Consider the following 18,379-nt stretch of genomic DNA (forward strand, 5'->3'; position numbering starts at 1 on the left):
TTACTCAATAATAAACAAAAAAATGAAGCTAATAAAATTTTACAAGCGCTCACAAACAAACGTGGATTTTATGGCATGATAAGTGCACAAACACTTAACCAACCTTATTTACTTAAGAACCAGTCGCCAAAAATTACACAAGCAGAAATATCAACATTAAAAGCCAAATATGACAATCAACCTTATGTAAAAAGAATTAACGAATTACGTTATTTTGGTATGGTATCAGAATTAAGTAACGAATGGCGTTATATGTTGAATCACCAAACAAATAAAAGTGAATACTTAGCATTATCTCAATATGCCTTACAAAAAGGATGGGGGGATCTTAGCATTCAAGCAACCATTGTTGGCAAGCTTTGGAATAACTGGACGGAACGTTTACCCATTATGTACAAAGATTTATATAACAAAGCATTAAAAAATAAAAGTATTCCGCTTTCTTATGCTTTAGCGATATCTCGTCAAGAAAGTGCCCTTAATAGCACCGCTAAATCGCCAGCTGGTGCTCGCGGGTTAATGCAATTAATGCCAGCGACAGCAAAAGAAACAGCTAAAAAAGTAGATACAGTGACTTATGTCTCATCGGCACAATTGTTTGATCCTAAAACCAATATAGAATTAGGCACTTCGTACCTAAATACCGTTTATCTACAAAATAGTAATAATCGTATATTATCTTCAGCAGCTTATAATGCTGGGCCTAATCGTGTAAAAAAATGGCTTAATAACAGTAATGGTAAACTTGACGCAGCCGCATTTATTGAAAGCATACCGTTTACGGAAACACGTAACTACGTAAAAAACGTATTGGTATATGATTATATTTATCAAACAATCTTAGGAAAGAAAGATGTCAATATTCTTAATCCCAATGAATTTAATCAACAATATTAATGGTGATTACAATGAAAACTAAAGAATGGAAACAAACCGTTGGAATATTACACCAAGCATTTAACGATGGTTATTCACTTGATATATTAAAGTTATTAATGACTGCTGATGAACGCGACGCTTTAATTACTCGCGTCAAAATTATACATTCATTACTTGATGGTTCAACCAATCAGCGCCAGCTCAAAGAGCAACTTAAAATTGGGATTGCAACAGTAACTAGGGGATCAAATAGCCTTAAAGAGGCAACTCCAGAATTCAAAAAATGGTTAGAAAATATTTTATTAAACTCAGATAACTAAATACATCGGTCAATATCTATCTATTGCTTTTTAGATCTCGTTATAATACATTTAGTCGCTATAAATTTGGTTGGATATTGACTTCACTTTCTGTGACAACTGGTACACAATAATCACACTCCATATGTGTAATATTCTTAATCGATTCAGTAATGTCATTATGATGATTATGATGAATTTCAATTACACAACTGGAACTGCGCAAACGTACCTTTAACGCTGGCATCGCGGCTAAATGCACTTGCGAAATAAAATCTCTAAACTCATCAGGAGAGCCAATATATTTAAAACAAAGATATAAACCACCCTCACTTACAAATTGTTCTATGTACTCAAGATTATTATTCTGATCTAAGGCAATGGTATAAAAAAGATCTCGCTCATTGTCATTATCTTTACTTTTTAAGATCTGATTAAATGCATAAATTTTATCGGGTAGATTCTGATTTTTGTGTGTACAGCGAGATAAATAATTATTAAAAAACTGCTCTCGGAGTTTAATTTCTTCATCTAGCAATCGACTTAATGTACAATTATTTTTATAGGTAATTCCCCAAAAAGTTTGTTTTGGCATATTAACAAATTTTGGCTCAGGCAATAAAAGCTGATTTTTATTTAGCTCAATAGCTGGTGTTAACCCTGTAGGATCCCAATATTCTCCTCGACGATAACTTGCTGGCGTTTCATTAAATTGTTTTTTAAAAGATCGGGTAAATGTTTGCTGAGAATCAAAACGATATTGCATTGCAATATCTAAAATAGGCTTACTTGTCATACGTAAAGCAAGCGCTGCATAAGTTAAACGGCGATGACGAATATAAGTACCAAGAACCTGACCAGTAACTTCTTTAAACATGCGTTGTAAGTGCCATTTTGAATAACCTGATTTTCGTGCAACATGATCAATAGATAATGGTTGTTCCAAATTCCTTTCAATCCAAACGATAAGATCTGAAATAATGCTAACTTGATTCATAAAACCCCATCATAATGTCAAATGGCAAACATCAACCGATTATGACTTAATCCTAGCAATAAGCAAGGTCTAAGTAAAAATTATTTTCTTTCAAATTTAGCAAAAAGAATGGGTGCCAGCTTGGTGTTCTGTAATATCTCTAACACCTGCCAGTTCAGGAAACTCTGCCATTAATTGTTTCTCAATGCCTTCTTTTAAAGTGTAATCAACCATTGAGCAACCATTACAACCACCACCAAATTGCAATATGGCATAGTTATCTTCTGTCAATTCAACTAAGCTCACATGCCCGCCATGGTTTGCCAATTGTGGGTTAACTTGAGCTTGAATCACATAATTAACGCGTTCAATTAATGGGGCATCATCAGCCACCTTTTTCATTTTCGAGTTTGGCGCTTTTAATGTCAATTGTGAACCTAACTCATCAGTCACATAATCAATGACAGTTTCTTCTAAAAATGGTGCACTAATATCATCGATAAAAACTGAAAAGTCATTAAATTTCTCTTCTATATCGCTATCTTCTACTGTATCAGCTGGACAATATGAAACCCCACATTCTGCGCTTGGTGTACCTGGGTTAATAACAAATACTCGAATTTGTGTTCCATCAGGTTGATTAGCAAGCAATTTTTTAAAGTGCTGTTGAGCTGATTCAGAAATAGTGATAATAGACATAACCCCTCACATTAATATAATTAGGTACAAATAGACCTAACATCATTTATTATAATAGTTGACTAACTTTCTTGGTTATTATAGGGATTGTTTAGGATTTTACAATACTGTACGGCACAAACAAACAACATGAACACTTGTTGCACCACATTTTTTTAATTGTTGGCTAATGGCATTAATTGTATTACCAGTTGTGACAATATCATCAATAAGCATTACCGATTTGTGCGAGAGATCTTGGCGACACATAAAAAGTGTTTCGACATTCGTAATTCTTTCGGTAAGAGATAGATTTTTTTGATCGCGTAAATTTTGCTTACGGGATAACAAATGAGGGTAAAAATCACAATTTAGCCATCTAGCAATCGGTTTTGCCAATAACTCGGCTTGATTAAAACCTCTAGACCAGTAGCGAATGTGATGTAACGGTACACAAGTCACCAAATCAGGTTTAATTAAAGCACCTGCTTCTCGTCGTTGATACCATGCCAAAAACATTAATCTTGCCAATGCAATATTTAATTCAATTTTACTGTAGAACTTAAAATGATGAACCAATTTTTTTAATGGATTAATATAATCAGACACAGCTATCAACTCATCCCAGTGCGGTTGCTTTGCACGACATCGATAACAGGTATCAGTCGATAAAGAATGCGGTAAACAGCATTGATGACAAACCTTATAAAATTTAGGTAGATTTTTAACACACTGACAACAAATGCCATGATGGGGCAAAAATAAAGGCATATCACACAAAACACATCGCATAAGATTTAATAAACTGTTTGTAAAAAAATTTTCAGGTAACATAACGTGTTAATATAAAAACGGTAGCAATCCAAAACAACAATTGGTTATAAGAGTGCCACTTTACCTACTCCAAATTATCAAGGAACATTAGTACAATAGGAATATTACTTATTTCGTTGTATACAAGAAAATACTTCTGCGAGTTACAACACAAAAAATTACCCAATTTTTCATAATAGATATTTATAATAATCAAATATCCAGTATAATCAGCCAACTTCCACAGGATAAAGGAATTAATATATGGAAAAAATCAAAATGCTATTTATTACAGCATTACTCACTTTATTTTCTACCGTTGCTTTAGCTGATACCAAGGTATTATTACAAACCAGCATGGGGGATATTGAACTTGAATTAGACAGCGAACACGCACCGAGCACTACGAAAAACTTTCTTGATTATGTTAATAGTGGTTTTTATGAAAATCTAACTTTTCATCGAGTCATTCCTAATTTTATGATTCAAGGTGGTGGCGCTGATGATCAACTAAAATTCAAAGACAATAACCCACCGATTAGAAACGAAGCGAATAATGGCTTAAAAAATGAGCGTGGCACAATTGCAATGGCAAGAACCAGTGATATAAACAGTGCAACTAGCCAATTTTTTATCAATGTTGTCAATAATGATTTTCTTAATTACCAATCACCAGAACAATATGGCTATGCCGTATTCGGTAAAGTAATTAAAGGGATGGACGTTGTCGATAAAATCGTCGCTGTTCCAACTAAACGTATGGGACCTCATCAAAACGTACCTGTTGAGCCTGTTTATATTAAAAAAGCTGTGGTTATTGAAAGCAATTAAACATTAATACTTGCTCAAGAAATAAAAAGCCACTTTTACAGTGGCTTTTTTAACTTTCTGATAAATTTAGGGATTATTTAAGGTGACTAAGCAAATTAGCAACCGTCCTAATCCCAACTCCTGTTGCCCCTGCTGCCCATAAGGCGGTGGCGCTTTTACGGAATGTTGCTGAACAATCGATATGTAGCCAATTTTTCTGATAATTTTCAATGAAATGTGATAAAAAGGCCGCAGCGGTACTGGCTCCTGCAGTATTAGGCAATCCTGAGTTTGCCATATCGGCAAACGATGATGGGAATTGAGAACGGTGAAATTCTGCTAATGGTAATCGCCAGAATGCTTCATTTTCAATATTGCTACTAGCTAACAATTGGTTAGCAAAGTTATCATCAAATGTAAGTAATGATTGATAATCATTACCCACCGCAATTTTTGCCGCACCTGTAAGGGTTGCGCAGTCAATAATATAATGTGGTTTATCATTATCGGCACGAATTAAACCATCAGCTAACACAAGGCGTCCTTCAGCATCGGTGTTATTAACTTCTACCGTTTTACCGTTACGGTAATGAATAATATCGCCTAATTTAAATGCATTACCGCTCACTAAATTATCGGCACAACACAAATAAAGCTTGATACGCTGATTTAACCCTCTTGCAATTGCCAATGCTAAAGCACCCGTTACTAGCGCAGCGCCCCCCATATCAGCGCGCATTGATTCCATAAAGCTACTTGGTTTTAAGCTATAGCCACCAGAATCAAAGGTAATGCCTTTACCCACTAAACAAGCAACAATTGGCGCTTTAGGGTTTTTAGTCGGATTATAATCAAGTTCAAGAAAAGCGGCAGGTCTATCTGATCCCTTACCTACCGTATAGATCCCCATATAATTGTGTTCTTTTAAAGCTTCGCCTGAAATAATTTTATGAGCCACATCAGACGAGTAAGTACTAATTAAATTAGCAGATCTTGCCGCTAACTCAACAGGGCTTAATGTCTCGGCTTGCTCATTAACAATATCCCGACACCAATCAATAATCGCTAAGCGATGTCCCAATTCTTGTTCGTCTTTAGTATCAAGTTTTGGTCCAATTACTTCAGCGCTTTTTTTGGCATTACGATAACCTAACCAAAAATGCCAACAAGCATCAAGATCCCAATCTTCGCCAACTAACTTAACCGAATTGATTTCTTGGCTATCTAACTTTCGCCCTGCACGTTGAATCATATCCAAACGACGTTCAGCTTTATAGTGAATAGTAATAGTTTTATCTGAGAAGCTCAGCAGTGCGTCTTTTCCCCACTGGGTTGGAGCCTCTTGATTAGAAAGCAAAATCGATAACATTGACATAGTAAGTACCTTAATCATTTATGAATCGGAAACAATGGATTAATTCTAATCAGAAACATGTTAATATAGCAAGTAAAGTTAAGTATAATTAAGGATTAGTCATGAATTGTATTGTACCAATAAAAAATGGAATTAATTTTCGCGATTTAGGCGGTATTAAAACAATCGACGGTCGCCAAATTCGCTCTGGCATGTTATACCGTTCAGGTGCCTTCTCACTTATTACACCAGAAGAGCAAAATTTTTTATGTGATGAATTAAATCTGCATTATATTTTGGACTATCGCGATAATGACGAAATTGTGCGGAATCCCGATAAATTATGGCAAAATACTCATTACATTAATGTACCCGCTAACCCTTTAAACGATACCGTCACAGCAAGTTTAACAAGTGAAATAGGAAATAATCCAATAACGCTTAAAAAAAGCTCACCATTTGATTTTATGATTAAACTTTATCAGCTACTTCCTTTTAATAATCTTGCCTATCAAAAACTTGCATCAACATTACTTAACGCACAAGGAAAACCATTAGTACAACATTGTGCCGTAGGTAAAGATCGCACGGGTGTTGGCGTTGCGCTAACGTTATTTGCTTTAGGTGTGAGTGAAGAAACTATCATGCAAGATTACTTATTGACTGAAGAGCTTTTATCAGATTATCGAGAAAATCTATTAAGTAAATACAAACATAAAGTAACGCCTGAAGAGTTTGAAAACCATAAAGTGATTTTTGCGGCTAAAAAAGAGTACTTAAACGCCGCCATTAACGCAATCAAACAACGTTATAGCACGATTGATAATTGGCTCGCACAAGAATATCAATTGGATAACAGCAATAGAAAAATCTTACAAGACATTTATTTAATCTAAAAAGATAAATAAGTTAGGGCTATTAATTATCGGATTTACTCACACGGTTTACCATATTAAGAGAAAATTCTGTAATGGATAGGTAAAAATAATGCTGAATATGCGTATTCAACAATCTTTGAAACAATTTATTTTGGCTCAATTTAGGTATTATTTGAATATCTTATTATTAAGGAGAGTAAATGGCCATTCCTGATTATCAAACATTGATGTTACCACTTTTAAAATGGTTATCTGATGGAAAACCTCACACAGCGAGAGAAACCTATAATCATCTAAGCCAATTATTTAATTTAACCGCTGATGAGATGAGTCAGGAACTACCCAATAGCAATCAACCTATTATTGAAAATCGAATTGGCTGGGCGAAAACGTACCTTAAAAAAGCGGGGTTAGTGAATAATACCCAGCGAGGTATTTGGCAAATAAGTGAGCAAGGATCAAGGTTTTTACAAACAAATCCCACTAAGTTAACCAATCAAGAGTTATTAAATATTCCTGAATTTTTATCGTTTAAACAGCTATCGCACTCATCAGAAAATCAAACAAAACAAACTGAGGTCGATACGGATGAAAATACACCAACAGAATTAATGGATTCTTCTTATCAAAAAATACGAGAAACATTAGCCGCAGAATTACTTAATTGCATTAAAGCTTGTTCACCAGCGTTCTTTGAACGTTTAGTTGTTGATGTTATGTTAGCATTGGGTTACGGTGGCTCTCGCCATGATACAGGAAAGGCAACACGTTTAACCAAAGACGGCGGGATTGATGGCATCATCCAAGAAGATAAACTAGGGTTAGATATGATCTATCTACAGGCTAAAAGGTGGGAAGCAACCGTTGGCCGACCTGATATACAAAAGTTTGCTGGTGCGCTACAAGGCGAAAGAGCCAAAAAAGGCGTATTTATCACGACTTCTGATTTTAGCTGTGAGGCAATCAATTACGTTAAACATTTAGATGTAAAAATCATTTTAATTAATGGTGCTAGATTGGCTGAATTAATGATTGATTACAATGTGGGTGTTTCAACGAGACAGGTTTATGAAATGAAACAAATTGATGGCGATTACTTTGAAGATGCAGATTAAAAACCCACTATCGTTATCTAACTTGAAATATTTTTCAAATTCTGGCGTAATATTGGAGCCTAAAATAGGTAAAAATAAAAACTTAAATAAAATCAATGTGTTTTCTGACTGATTTTTTTACCATGTCGATTTATCGTTCTTTCTGACACATCATAGCCCTATATTCCTGATATCGTGCACTAAGCTTAATGCGACTATACGTGCACCAAAATGGTTAGCGATTTTCAGTTAATGAAAGAGGGGCATGAGATAAGGCATAATCCCCCACCTATTGTTTAAGCTCTACTAAGTGTTTTGACTATAATGAGTTGTTCTATGATTGTTATTTATATCATAGAAGTGATATTTGTCCATTTTTGGGTAGCCCATCAAATAAAATTTAAGGTATAACAATGATGATATCTATTTGCCATACTAACCTCGTGGCAACATTCTAGCCTTTACGATTGCAATACCAATTGCTTAATCGGTGCATCACAATTAACAGAAAGATGAATATCACCAATTTGTTGATACTGATAATAAAAGTCCTGTCCAAATGGGGCGTTAATTAACTGGTTTTCAATATCTACTTTTACCGATCTTATTTGCCAAACGCCTTTAGCATATAATTTCAGCGCAGATTCCTTTAATGTCCAAAGTTGCCAAAAGGCGGTTAATGTATCGCTTTGTTTTAGCATCCATTGATATTCTTCATCAGCAAAAAAATTTTTGGCGACATTTACATAATTGTGACGCGGCCGAGCAACTTCGATATCAAGCCCTACCTTGCCATTTAACGATATCGCAACCGCGACCCAATCTTGGCTATGGCTGATGTTAAAATCAGGAAGATGCGGCGCTAAAAAGCAGGGACGGCGATTATCGCCAATGATCATCATCGGCAAATTAGCAATTTGACAATATTGTTTAAGTAAATTCGCTAAAATTGATCGACAAACTAAAAACTGTTTTTTCCGTGCACCATTTAATAATTGAGCATCATTAATGACTTGTGGTGACAGTAGTGAATAATTCACTTCTGCTGTATCTAAATGGGCAAGTTGGGCAATTAACATGTTGGATAAGCCAGTTTAAACAAAAATTATTTTTTACTATTTTAACAGCATGCTATGCTAACTGTTATCGAAATTTATCAGATCACTAAGGATGCGTCATGTCTTTACAAACAAAATTAGTTCATGCTGGTCGAAAAACTCGCTACACCCAAGGAGCGGTAAATTCTGTTATTCAGCGAGCTTCATCGCTGGTTTTTAACTCAATAGAAGCCAAAAAAGAAGCCACAGAAAATCGAGCAAAAGGGGCTCTATTCTATGGGCGCCGTGGCACATTAACCCATTTTGCCCTACAAGAAGCCATGACCGAAATTGAAGGCGGTGCAGGTTGCTACCTTTATCCTTGTGGGGCCGCAGCAATTGCTAATGCCATTTTAGCTTTTGTGAAAAATGGCGATCATATCCTTGTATCTGAAGCCAGTTATGAACCTACTCAAGAATTTTGTGAACATATATTAAAAGATTTTGGAGTAGAAACCGATTACTTTTCGCCACTAGTGGGGAGTGATATTAGCAAATATATCAAATCCCATACTAAAGTTGTATTTTTAGAATCACCAAGCTCAATTACGATGGAAGTCCAAGATGTGCCAGCAATCGTTAAAGCCATTCGCAGTGTGAATCCTGAAATCGTCATTATGATGGACAACACTTGGGGAGCCGGCGTGTTATTCAAAGCGTTAGCGCACGGCATTGATATCTCAATTCAAGCTGGCACTAAATATTTAATTGGTCACTCAGACGCCATGTTAGGTACCGCGGTTACCAACCAACGTTGTTGGGATAAGTTACGTGAACGATCTTATTTAATGGGACAGATGTGTGATGCCGATACAGCCTATATGGCAACGCGTGGATTACGAACCCTAGCAATTAGGCTCAAGCAACATCACGAAAGCAGCTTAAAAGTGGCAAATTGGTTAGCCAATCATCCTAAAGTGGCAACTGTCAATCATCCAGCATTAGAAAGTTGCAAAGGGCATGAATTTTTTAAACGCGATTTTAGTGGTGCCAGTGGTCTATTTTCATTTGTCCTTCAAGAACATTTAAGCGATGTCCAATTATCTGATTTTTTAGATAACATGACCCACTTTTCCATGGCTTATTCATGGGGCGGATTTGAATCATTAATTTTAGCTAATCAACCTGAAGATCTTGCCAAAATACGTCCAGTATCGGGGATTGATTTTAAAGGTACATTAATCCGATTACATATTGGTCTTGAGGATCCTGATGACTTAATTGCTGATCTTGCCGCAGGCCTAGATAGAATCGAACGACATAAAAATAAAGTGAATGCGTTACAAAGCTTGGTATAAATAAGCATAAATTAGTAGAAATGGATAGCAGATGAGCCATCAAAGCCAAACACAAATCGACAGCATGGTTGAACAAACTATTTTACCACACCTAAATGGCCGACAATCGCTACTCGTTGCCTTTAGTGGTGGCGTCGATTCGACCGTATTAATGCAAGCATTAGTCAATTTAAAGCAACAGTTACCACATCTACAACTTAGAGCAATTTATATTCATCATGGTTTAAGTGCAAACGCTGATAACTGGGCGGCACATTGTCAACAACAATGCCAAATTTGGCAAGTGCCATTAATTATTGAAAAAGTCAAACTTGATCAACAAGCAGGCAATATTGAAGAACAAGCCAGAAATGCACGCTACCAAGCCATTTATCACCATTTACATCATGATGAAACCTTGTGCACCGCACAACATCTTGATGATCAGTGCGAAACCTTTTTTTTAGCGCTAAAACGTGGCAGTGGCCCAACTGGCTTATCTGCAATGCCGATTGAAAACGGAAACCATCTTCGACCACTACTAACCATTACACGTGCACAAATTGAAGCTTATGCTAAACATCATCAGCTTAACTGGATAGAAGATGAAAGTAACCAAGATGATCACTACGACCGCAATTTTTTACGCTTAAAGGTATTACCACACCTTAACCAACGTTGGCCACATTTTTCGCAAATGGTGGCTCGCAGCGCTGAATTATGCCAGCAACAAGAAGCATTAATTAATGAATTATTATTGGCTGATTTTAAACAAGCCACAACCGAGCAAGGGCAATTGTGTTTAACACCATTATTTGGCTATTCAGAATATAAACGTAATGCCATTTTACGCATGTGGTTTCGATCGCAACAAATCAACATGCCAAGCCAACAGCAACTCGCCTTAATTTGGCAAACCGTTGCTTTAGCTAAAGAAGATGCCAATCCCCAATTTATATTACATAACAAACAAATCCGTCGTTATCAAAACCAGCTTTATCTATTGCCATTATACCAAAACATTGAATCGCAAATGCTTAATTGGGATTTAACGTTGCCGTTAACACTCCCTGATAATGTGGGGCAATTACAGGTGAATTATCAACCCCCTTTACCTTGCCGTTTACCCCATGCAGATGAGCAAGTGACCGTTCGATTTCATGCTCAAGGGCAACTACAGATTGTTAATAGAAAAGGCTCAAGAGCGATAAAAAAACTATGGCAAGAACATCATATTCCACCGTGGATGCGAACACGAATCCCAATGGTTTACTATAATGAACAGCTTATCTGTGCGGTGGGCGCTTTTGTCACAGAACAAGGAAAAGGCGCACAAATCGGTTTCAAACTCATCAATAATGGCTTATAGGTTTTATCGATAAAGTTTGATACGCAAAACAATAATATATTTAAAAGATTAGCTAAAATAATCATATTTGTTAAAGCCAATATAGCTTAGTTAAATAACAGCAATTAAGGTTAATATGATTATCAGAAAATATTAGGATTTATCATCATGATGCTTCTATCTGATTATCTAAAATCTACAGATATTGAATTAATCCATAGTAAGTTAAAAAAACTGACCATGACAAGCTTAACGCACATTCTTAATAATAACTACACCGAATTAGAGCTTAATACGAAGCAAGATATCAAAACACTAACTTTTCAAGAAAGTCTAAGTGTAATTTTAACGGGAGATTATACTGAACCTGTTTTTCAAATGTGCTTAAAAATTTATAAAGATGAAATGTATCTTGGTTATTATCACTATTTGACAACATTAGACCTTACCTTTGTTGATGAATTCTTTGTAATCAGATAGAATCAATTATTTGATTATATATCAATTAGATATTAAATTATGATGAAAAAATTACATTTATTAAGCTGCTGTCTTTGCCTGTTACTACCATTAAAAACGCAAGCTGTTGTTGTCAATGATGTGACAGGCATGACACCAGTACAAGTCGCGGCTATTGTTCAGCCTGAATCCACCCAACAAGTTGCTGAACTGGTTAAAAATACCTCTGGTCCAATCAGTATAGCTGGTGGCAAATACAGCATGGGTGGACAAACTGCAATAACAGGGGCAATCCAGATAGATACCAAAAAACTTAACCATGTGATTGATTTTAATCCTGAACAAAAACTTTTAACCATTGAATCAGGTGCCAACTGGCGCCAAGTGCAAGAATTGATTGATCCTTACAACTTATCAGTGAAAATTATGCAAAGTTATGCCAATTTTAGCATTGGTGGATCACTCAGTGTTAATGTGCATGGTCGCTATATTGGGGAAGGCCCTATAATACTATCAGTAGAAAAATTCAAAATTGTACTGGCTGACGGCTCAATAGTCATCGCCAGCCCAAAAGAAAACTCAAATATATTTTATGGCGCAATTGGTGGTTATGGCGGTTTAGGAATTATTACTGAAGTTACATTGCAACTTGTTGATAATGTTAAAGTTAAGCGCATCAGCGAAGTCATGCCAATAACAAAATATTACTCGTATTTTACTCAACATATTCGTTCTGATAAAAGTGCAATATTCCACAACTCAGTAATGTATCCACCTGATTTTGAAACAGTTCGCGCCGTTACATTTAAACAAACCCAAGAGCCATTAACTATTTTAGACAGGTTAAAACCTAATACACAATACTCACGGACTCAGGAACAAAAAATAAAAATCGTCACCTCATCAACTTTGGGCAAACAGTTGCGTAAATTATATGATGAAGTTGATTACACAAAACAACCTGTCATGTGGCGTAACTATGAAGCAAGTTACGATGTATCTAATTTAGAGCCTATTGCAAATAAAGACAAAAGTTACGCACTAGAAGAATATTTTATCCCAATAGAACGATTTGATGATTTTTATCCAGAACTCATTGCTATTTTGAAAAAACATCAAGCTAATGTCATCAATATTTCGATTCGTCATGCTAAGCCAGATAGTGGCTCGCTACTAGCATGGGCTAAAACTGAAGTGTTCGCTTTTGTTATTTATTATCAGCAAGCAACTGATGAAAACAGCAAAAAACAAGTAGGCATCTGGACTCGGGAACTAATAGACGCCGCACTAGCAAACAATGGTAGCTATTATTTACCTTATCAGTTGCATGCCACGGCTGAACAGTTTCAGCGTGCCTACCCACAAGCAGCACGTTTTTTTAAGCTCAAAGCACAGTTAGATCCAAACAATAAATTCAGCAATATGATGTTAGATAAATATCACCCTAAAAAAGCTGAGTAAGCAACTGACAAAAGCAAAATAGCCTATTGCGGTATTGATGCTTAAACATAGACATAAGCTAAAATATTTTAACAACATTTATACGAATTTATTGAATTGATTAATGATAACGAATAATAAAGGAGGCCATTAGCCTCCTTATGCTACCACCAACTTTATACGATTTATTTTCCGCTCTTGGCCTTCCAACGTTTGAGTAACAATGCATTGGTAACCACACTCACACTACTTAACGCCATCGCTGCGCCAGCAATCATTGGGTTTAAATAACCTAGCGCCGCTAATGGAATACCAATCAAATTATAGACAAACGCCCAGAATAAATTCTGCCTGATTTTATTATAAGTTCGACGCGAAATATCAATCGCATCAGCGATTAAAAATAAATTGCCTCGCATCAACGTAATACTTGCTGCATGCATTGCCACATCGGTGCCCGTTCCCATAGCAATACCGATATCGGCAGCAGCTAAAGCGGGCGCATCATTAATACCATCCCCGACCATAGCCACTTGATTATTGGCTTGTGTATAGCTTTCTTTCTGTAATTGATAGATATAATTTGCTTTGTCTTGAGGCAATACTTCAGCAATAACTCGATCAATAGCTAACTGATCACCGACATAATTTGCTGCTTTCTGATTATCACCAGTTAACATTACCGTATTAACATGTAGTTGATGAAGCGCATCAATTGCACTTTTTGCTTCATCTTTAATCATATCAGCAAAGCCTAATATCGCCAAAATCACAACATTGCCTTCTAACTGTTGTTTAGCTAAAAATGAAACGGTATAACCTTTGTTAGTTAATTCGCTAATTTTATCATCCATATTCATAACATAAGCGTTTAATGACTTCATCCAACGCAAACTTCCTAAATAATATTCGGTATTATCAAGGGTAGCCATTACACCTGAACCTGTTACTGAAGTCATATTTTGCGCATAACGAAACTGCCCTGCTTTACTTAAAATCGCCTTAGCAAGTGGATGCTCACTACCCGCTTGCAATGATGCAGCAATCGACAAAATTTGCTCGGGCGTCTCGCTACTTATAATATCCATTTCGACTAATTCAGGTTTGCCCATGGTTAAAGTACCTGTTTTATCAAATGCGACCGTATTAATACTGTGCAGTGTTTCTAATGCTTCGGCATCTTTAAATAAAATACCATGACGAGCAGCTACTCCAGTACCAACCATAATGGCTGTTGGCGTTGCCAACCCTAAAGCACATGGGCAAGCAATCACTAACACCGCAATACAATAAAGTAATGCTTGTTGCCAATCATGCGATATTATTCCCCACACCAATAACGTAACAAGTGCAATTAATAAAATCATCGGTACAAAAATCGCACTAATGCGATCAACAATGCGTTGAATCGGCGCTTTTTTTTCCTGAGCTGATTCAACCATTCCGATAATCTTCGATAGTGTTGAGTCGGCCTGAATGGCGGTCGCTTTAACAATCAATAATCCTTCACCGTTAATCGTGCCACCAGTAACCACATCGTTAACCATTTTATTGACAGGCAAACTCTCACCAGTTAACATCGACTCATCGCTACTTGATTGACCTTCTATCACAATGCCATCAACTGCAATACGATCACCAGGTTTAACAATAACAATATCACCAACTTTAACTTGGCTTATTGGTAAACTTACTTCCTGATCACCTCGCCTAACTAAGGCGATATCCGGCCTTAAAGCACAAAGTGCTTCAATCGCTTGTGTGGTCTGATGTTTAGCGCTTGACTCTAGCCATTTTCCCACCAAAATTAAGGTGATAATCACCACTGTAGACTCAAAATAAAGATGTTCAGTATTTCCCGTTATAAATTGATAAACTGAAAGCCCATACGCCGCACTCGTGCCGATAGCAACCAGTAAATCCATATTGCCTGACAACGCTTTAACCGCATTAAAAGCACTTCGATAAAATTTTGCCCCCAAACCAAATTGCACTATAGATGCAATAACCAATTGCAACCAAGCAGGCATCATCAAATTCAAACCAAACAAAGCTAATAACATAGGGAAGACAAAAGGAATGGCAAAAATAATAGCAACAATAATTGGATATATAGATGATTGCCTTTTAGATTTTCTTTGATTATCCGTTGATTCGGTAATTTCAACCGCATGATAACCAGCTTTATCCACTGCCGACATTAATGCTTCCAGCTTAACAGAAGCATTAGCATTAACCGTTGCTATTTCGGTAGCAAGGTTAACACTAACATCAATCACTCCATCTACTTTCTTGATTGCCTTCTCAACGCGCCCAACGCAAGATGCACAGCTCATTTCTTCGACAATAAAATTGTATTGGACAGTTTTCATTCAAAGCATCCCCCACTTATTATTTATGTTGTTGGCAATTAGTATATACCCAAAATAAAAAAGGGTTCACGAAAATAAGCATAAAACAGCAGGGTAAGATTAACCCTGCCTTAGGAAAAAAAGGAAGGTTAATTACGAAGATTTTCTGGCCATTCGTTTTGGGTAGAAACCAATAAATCTTTAACAACACGAGGGTTACCCGCCACAATATTACCAGAAACCATATAGTTATTACCGCCAGCAAAATCAGTAACAACCCCACCAGCTTCGCGCAAAATAAGCTCACCAGCTGCGATATCCCACGGTTTTAGGCCAATTTCAAAAAAACCATCTAAACGACCAGCAGCAACATAAGCAAGATCTAACGCAGCCGAGCCAGCACGGCGAAAATCACCGCATTTAACAAACAATTTTTGTAAAACAGTAAAATAACTATCGCTGTATTGTTTCGCTTTAAATGGGAGCGCAGTAGCAAGTACACTTCCCTCCAAACCCTTGGCATTACTAACACGAATACGATAACCATTAAGCTGAGCACCTTTACCACGAGCGGCGGTAAACAGCTCATTACTCATTGGGTTATAAACCACAGCAATTTCGGTTTTACCTTTAACTCGGGCAGCGATTGACACAGCAAAATGCGGAATATTTTTGATAAAATTAGTCGTACCATCAATTGGATCGATTATCCACTGTGTATCAGCATTATTCCCTTTCGCCAAACCACTTTCTTCAGCAATAATAGTATGATCAGGGTAAGCTTTTTTGATTGTCTCAATAATCAAAGCTTCAGCTGCACGATCAGCATTAGTAGCAAAATCATTAGTGCCTTTGGCTTCAATCTCGATTGAACTTGGGTTTTCATAAGCCTTAATGGCAACATTCCCTGCTTTACGAGCAGCACGGATAGCGATATTCAGCATCGGATGCATAATTTTCTTCCAATTGATGATGTTAAAGAACGGGTTGATTTAGCAAAGCAATTAGCCTTACTAAAAATTGGAGTATAGTATAAAGGTTTTACAACCTTATTACCAGACTATACCTGCATTGATGACAAAAATAGATTTAATTGATCTTGATAAAAAATCGTAAAAATTTTTAATAAAACAAGCTCAATTTTTATTGTAAAAATCAGCAGGTAATGTTTTCTCTCTATTTTTTATTTATTTTGTTGTTTTAAAATGGCTTTGTTTCGAGTGTTTGGTTTTCGCATAAAAAATAAGCCATTGATGATATTGCCCGATTTAGGAGATTTGTGCCCAATATTTTACAACGCCACGTATGGCGTTAGATGGCTAAAAATAAGATATTTTTTCACTTAAAAAACAGGTCAGGAAAAATACTGATTTTATTTTTCTAGATTACACCCAAATGCTGACGCCAAACCTTATTCGGCGCCAAAATATATCGCTGATAAAGGCGATAAACAAAGCCTTACCCATTTATTAAGCAGAATAACCGCTTTCTATTCGCATTACTCTCGAAATTATTGCATAATACACAGCGTATAAATTACCGAAATTAAGTTAGGAATAATTATGGAACTTCTTTGTCCAGCTGGATCGTTGCCCGCTCTTAAAGTAGCAATCGATCATGGTGCTGATGCCGTTTATATTGGTTTGAAAGATGATACCAATGCCCGCCATTTTGCTGGTTTAAATTTTAATGAAAAACGGTTGTTAGAAGCTTCAGATTATGTACATAAACGCGGTAAAAAGTTACATATTGCCATTAATACTTTTGCTCATCCTGAAAATTTCCAACGTTGGCAACATGCTGTCGATACAGCTGCAAATATTGGTGCTGATGCGTTAATTATTGCTGATCTTGCCATGCTTGATTATGCGGCTGGAAAGTACCCTGATCTTGAGCGTCATGTTTCTGTGCAAGCGTCTTCAACCAATGAAGAATCGATTAAGTTTTACTATAACAACTTTCAGGTACATCGTATTGTGTTACCGCGTGTACTTTCGATGCATCAAGTTAAACAACTATCACAAGTTTCTCCTGTTCCGCTAGAAGTATTTGCTTTCGGCAGCCTGTGCATTATGGCGGAAGGACGTTGTTATTTATCATCCTATTTAACTGGTGAATCACCCAATACAGTTGGGGCTTGTTCGCCAGCTAAATTTGTTCGCTGGGAAGAGACCGAAAAAGGGCTTGAGTCACGACTCAATAATGTGTTAATTGATTGCCATAAAAAAGGTGAAAATGCGGGTTACCCAACGCTATGCAAAGGGCGTTATTTTGTTGGCGATAAGCTTTATCATCCAATCGAGGAGCCAACCAGCTTAAATACCATTGAGCTATTACCTGAACTATTTGCTGCTAATATTGCCTCGGTTAAAATTGAGGGGCGTCAGCGTAGCCCTGCTTATGTTGAACAAGTAACCAAAGTATGGCGACAAGCCATCGATCGCTATAAAGCCAATCCGCAATCATTCCAAACAGAAAAAAGCTGGATGGATACGCTTGGATCAGTTTCAGAGGGAACACAGACAACATTAGGCGCTTATCACCGTAAATGGCAATAATTTAATTTTTTTATTAAAACAAATAATTAAAAAATATACATTTTAAATGTAATATTTCGCTTTTTATA

General features: G+C 36.5%; 17 protein-coding genes. 10 read left to right on the top strand and 7 right to left on the bottom strand.

The genetic code is table 11. The annotated features are described in order from the left end of the window. Together A9G30_RS07200 and trpR are read left to right on the top strand one after the other, a co-directional pair. Nucleotides 1–897: transglycosylase SLT domain-containing protein (locus A9G30_RS07200; protein ID WP_176700871.1), on the top strand; the 897-nt coding region annotated here is incomplete at its 5' end. A gap of 11 nt (nucleotides 898–908) precedes the next feature. Beyond that, a complete protein-coding gene (trpR, locus tag A9G30_RS07205; RefSeq protein WP_218057753.1) occupies nucleotides 909–1,199 on the top strand; it encodes a trp operon repressor in 291 nt (96 codons plus the stop codon). Between the two features lie 58 nt (nucleotides 1,200–1,257). Here the strand turns inward: trpR and robA are convergent, their stop codons facing one another. The 3 genes from robA to A9G30_RS07220 form a co-directional block, all read right to left on the bottom strand. Beyond that, on the bottom strand, nucleotides 1,258–2,175 hold the full coding sequence (robA, locus tag A9G30_RS07210) for an MDR efflux pump AcrAB transcriptional activator RobA (protein WP_065588519.1): 918 nt from the start codon (nucleotides 2,173–2,175) through the stop codon (nucleotides 1,258–1,260). Nucleotides 2,176–2,271: 96 nt separating this feature from the next. Continuing rightward, on the bottom strand, nucleotides 2,272–2,847 hold the full coding sequence (nfuA, locus tag A9G30_RS07215; protein WP_065588540.1) for a Fe-S biogenesis protein NfuA: 576 nt from the start codon (nucleotides 2,845–2,847) through the stop codon (nucleotides 2,272–2,274). Between the two features lie 105 nt (nucleotides 2,848–2,952). Continuing rightward, nucleotides 2,953–3,603, bottom strand: a complete 651-nt coding sequence (locus A9G30_RS07220; RefSeq protein WP_176700872.1) for a phosphoribosyltransferase family protein — start codon at nucleotides 3,601–3,603, stop codon at nucleotides 2,953–2,955. A 306-nt stretch (nucleotides 3,604–3,909) separates the two neighbouring features. On the opposite strand from A9G30_RS07220, the gene A9G30_RS07225 reads away from it, so the two are divergent. Next, nucleotides 3,910–4,476, top strand: coding sequence for a peptidylprolyl isomerase (locus A9G30_RS07225; protein WP_065588520.1), 567 nt, complete (start codon nucleotides 3,910–3,912; stop codon nucleotides 4,474–4,476). A 73-nt stretch (nucleotides 4,477–4,549) separates the two neighbouring features. On the opposite strand, the gene pepB is transcribed toward A9G30_RS07225, so the two are convergent. Beyond that, nucleotides 4,550–5,830, bottom strand: coding sequence for an aminopeptidase PepB (gene pepB / locus A9G30_RS07230; protein ID WP_218057755.1), 1,281 nt, complete (start codon nucleotides 5,828–5,830; stop codon nucleotides 4,550–4,552). A gap of 101 nt (nucleotides 5,831–5,931) precedes the next feature. Between pepB and A9G30_RS07235 the strand changes: the two genes are divergently transcribed. Next, entirely contained in the window at nucleotides 5,932–6,705 is a 774-nt protein-coding gene (locus tag A9G30_RS07235) for a tyrosine-protein phosphatase (protein ID WP_065588522.1), read from the top strand. Between the two features lie 182 nt (nucleotides 6,706–6,887). Then, a complete protein-coding gene (locus A9G30_RS07240) occupies nucleotides 6,888–7,802 on the top strand; it encodes a restriction endonuclease (protein WP_065588523.1) in 915 nt (304 codons plus the stop codon). Between the two features lie 440 nt (nucleotides 7,803–8,242). Here A9G30_RS07240 and A9G30_RS07245 read toward each other — a convergent pair whose 3' ends face one another. Continuing rightward, nucleotides 8,243–8,860 (bottom strand): 4'-phosphopantetheinyl transferase family protein, encoded by a 618-nt coding sequence (locus A9G30_RS07245; RefSeq protein WP_065588524.1) that lies wholly within the window; start codon nucleotides 8,858–8,860, stop codon nucleotides 8,243–8,245. A 98-nt stretch (nucleotides 8,861–8,958) separates the two neighbouring features. Between A9G30_RS07245 and metC the strand changes: the two genes are divergently transcribed. The 4 genes from metC to A9G30_RS07265 all read left to right on the top strand — a co-directional run bounded on the left by metC (nucleotide 8,959) and on the right by A9G30_RS07265 (nucleotide 13,423). Next, complete coding sequence (gene metC, locus A9G30_RS07250) at nucleotides 8,959–10,176, top strand: cystathionine beta-lyase (protein WP_065588525.1); 1,218 nt, start codon at nucleotides 8,959–8,961, stop codon at nucleotides 10,174–10,176. Between the two features lie 31 nt (nucleotides 10,177–10,207). Beyond that, the gene (gene tilS / locus A9G30_RS07255) at nucleotides 10,208–11,524 is read left to right on the top strand and encodes a tRNA lysidine(34) synthetase TilS (protein ID WP_176700495.1); all 1,317 of its coding nucleotides are present in this window, start codon (nucleotides 10,208–10,210) and stop codon (nucleotides 11,522–11,524) included. Nucleotides 11,525–11,671: 147 nt separating this feature from the next. Further along, a complete protein-coding gene (locus tag A9G30_RS07260; protein ID WP_065588526.1) occupies nucleotides 11,672–11,983 on the top strand; it encodes a hypothetical protein in 312 nt (103 codons plus the stop codon). A 39-nt stretch (nucleotides 11,984–12,022) separates the two neighbouring features. Continuing rightward, complete coding sequence (locus A9G30_RS07265; RefSeq protein WP_141672033.1) at nucleotides 12,023–13,423, top strand: FAD-binding oxidoreductase; 1,401 nt, start codon at nucleotides 12,023–12,025, stop codon at nucleotides 13,421–13,423. Nucleotides 13,424–13,587: 164 nt separating this feature from the next. On the opposite strand, the gene A9G30_RS07270 is transcribed toward A9G30_RS07265, so the two are convergent. Continuing rightward, nucleotides 13,588–15,774 (bottom strand): heavy metal translocating P-type ATPase, encoded by a 2,187-nt coding sequence (locus A9G30_RS07270; RefSeq protein ID WP_065588527.1) that lies wholly within the window; start codon nucleotides 15,772–15,774, stop codon nucleotides 13,588–13,590. A gap of 128 nt (nucleotides 15,775–15,902) precedes the next feature. Further along, nucleotides 15,903–16,706: an inositol-1-monophosphatase gene (gene suhB / locus A9G30_RS07275; RefSeq protein ID WP_065588528.1), complete on the bottom strand. Its 804-nt coding sequence runs from the start codon at nucleotides 16,704–16,706 to the stop codon at nucleotides 15,903–15,905. 609 nt (nucleotides 16,707–17,315) lie between these two features. Here suhB and ubiU point away from each other — a divergent pair. Beyond that, nucleotides 17,316–18,311 carry a ubiquinone anaerobic biosynthesis protein UbiU gene (ubiU, locus tag A9G30_RS07280; RefSeq protein ID WP_065583255.1) on the top strand — a complete coding sequence of 332 codons (996 nt, stop codon included), beginning with the start codon at nucleotides 17,316–17,318 and terminating at the stop codon, nucleotides 18,309–18,311. Nucleotides 18,312–18,379 lie beyond the last annotated feature (68 nt).

The organism is Gilliamella sp. Fer4-1 (assembly GCF_001690515.1).
GTDB lineage: Bacteria > Pseudomonadota > Gammaproteobacteria > Enterobacterales > Orbaceae > Gilliamella > Gilliamella apicola_C.

What these genes read in the sequence shown, in the direction of transcription:
- trpR (WP_218057753.1), top strand. Translation starts at nt 909, where the DNA reads ATGAAAACTAAAGAATGGAAACAAACCGTTGGAATATTACACCAAGCA.
- robA (WP_065588519.1), bottom strand. Translation starts at nt 2,175, where the DNA reads ATGAATCAAGTTAGCATTATTTCAGATCTTATCGTTTGGATTGAAAGG.
- A9G30_RS07220 (WP_176700872.1), bottom strand. Translation starts at nt 3,603, where the DNA reads ATGCCTTTATTTTTGCCCCATCATGGCATTTGTTGTCAGTGTGTTAAA.
- A9G30_RS07225 (WP_065588520.1), top strand. Translation starts at nt 3,910, where the DNA reads ATGGAAAAAATCAAAATGCTATTTATTACAGCATTACTCACTTTATTT.
- pepB (WP_218057755.1), bottom strand. Translation starts at nt 5,830, where the DNA reads ATGTCAATGTTATCGATTTTGCTTTCTAATCAAGAGGCTCCAACCCAG.
- A9G30_RS07235 (WP_065588522.1), top strand. Translation starts at nt 5,932, where the DNA reads ATGAATTGTATTGTACCAATAAAAAATGGAATTAATTTTCGCGATTTA.
- A9G30_RS07240 (WP_065588523.1), top strand. Translation starts at nt 6,888, where the DNA reads ATGGCCATTCCTGATTATCAAACATTGATGTTACCACTTTTAAAATGG.
- A9G30_RS07245 (WP_065588524.1), bottom strand. Translation starts at nt 8,860, where the DNA reads ATGTTAATTGCCCAACTTGCCCATTTAGATACAGCAGAAGTGAATTAT.
- metC (WP_065588525.1), top strand. Translation starts at nt 8,959, where the DNA reads ATGTCTTTACAAACAAAATTAGTTCATGCTGGTCGAAAAACTCGCTAC.
- tilS (WP_176700495.1), top strand. Translation starts at nt 10,208, where the DNA reads ATGAGCCATCAAAGCCAAACACAAATCGACAGCATGGTTGAACAAACT.
- A9G30_RS07260 (WP_065588526.1), top strand. Translation starts at nt 11,672, where the DNA reads ATGATGCTTCTATCTGATTATCTAAAATCTACAGATATTGAATTAATC.
- A9G30_RS07265 (WP_141672033.1), top strand. Translation starts at nt 12,023, where the DNA reads ATGATGAAAAAATTACATTTATTAAGCTGCTGTCTTTGCCTGTTACTA.
- A9G30_RS07270 (WP_065588527.1), bottom strand. Translation starts at nt 15,774, where the DNA reads ATGAAAACTGTCCAATACAATTTTATTGTCGAAGAAATGAGCTGTGCA.
- suhB (WP_065588528.1), bottom strand. Translation starts at nt 16,706, where the DNA reads ATGCATCCGATGCTGAATATCGCTATCCGTGCTGCTCGTAAAGCAGGG.
- ubiU (WP_065583255.1), top strand. Translation starts at nt 17,316, where the DNA reads ATGGAACTTCTTTGTCCAGCTGGATCGTTGCCCGCTCTTAAAGTAGCA.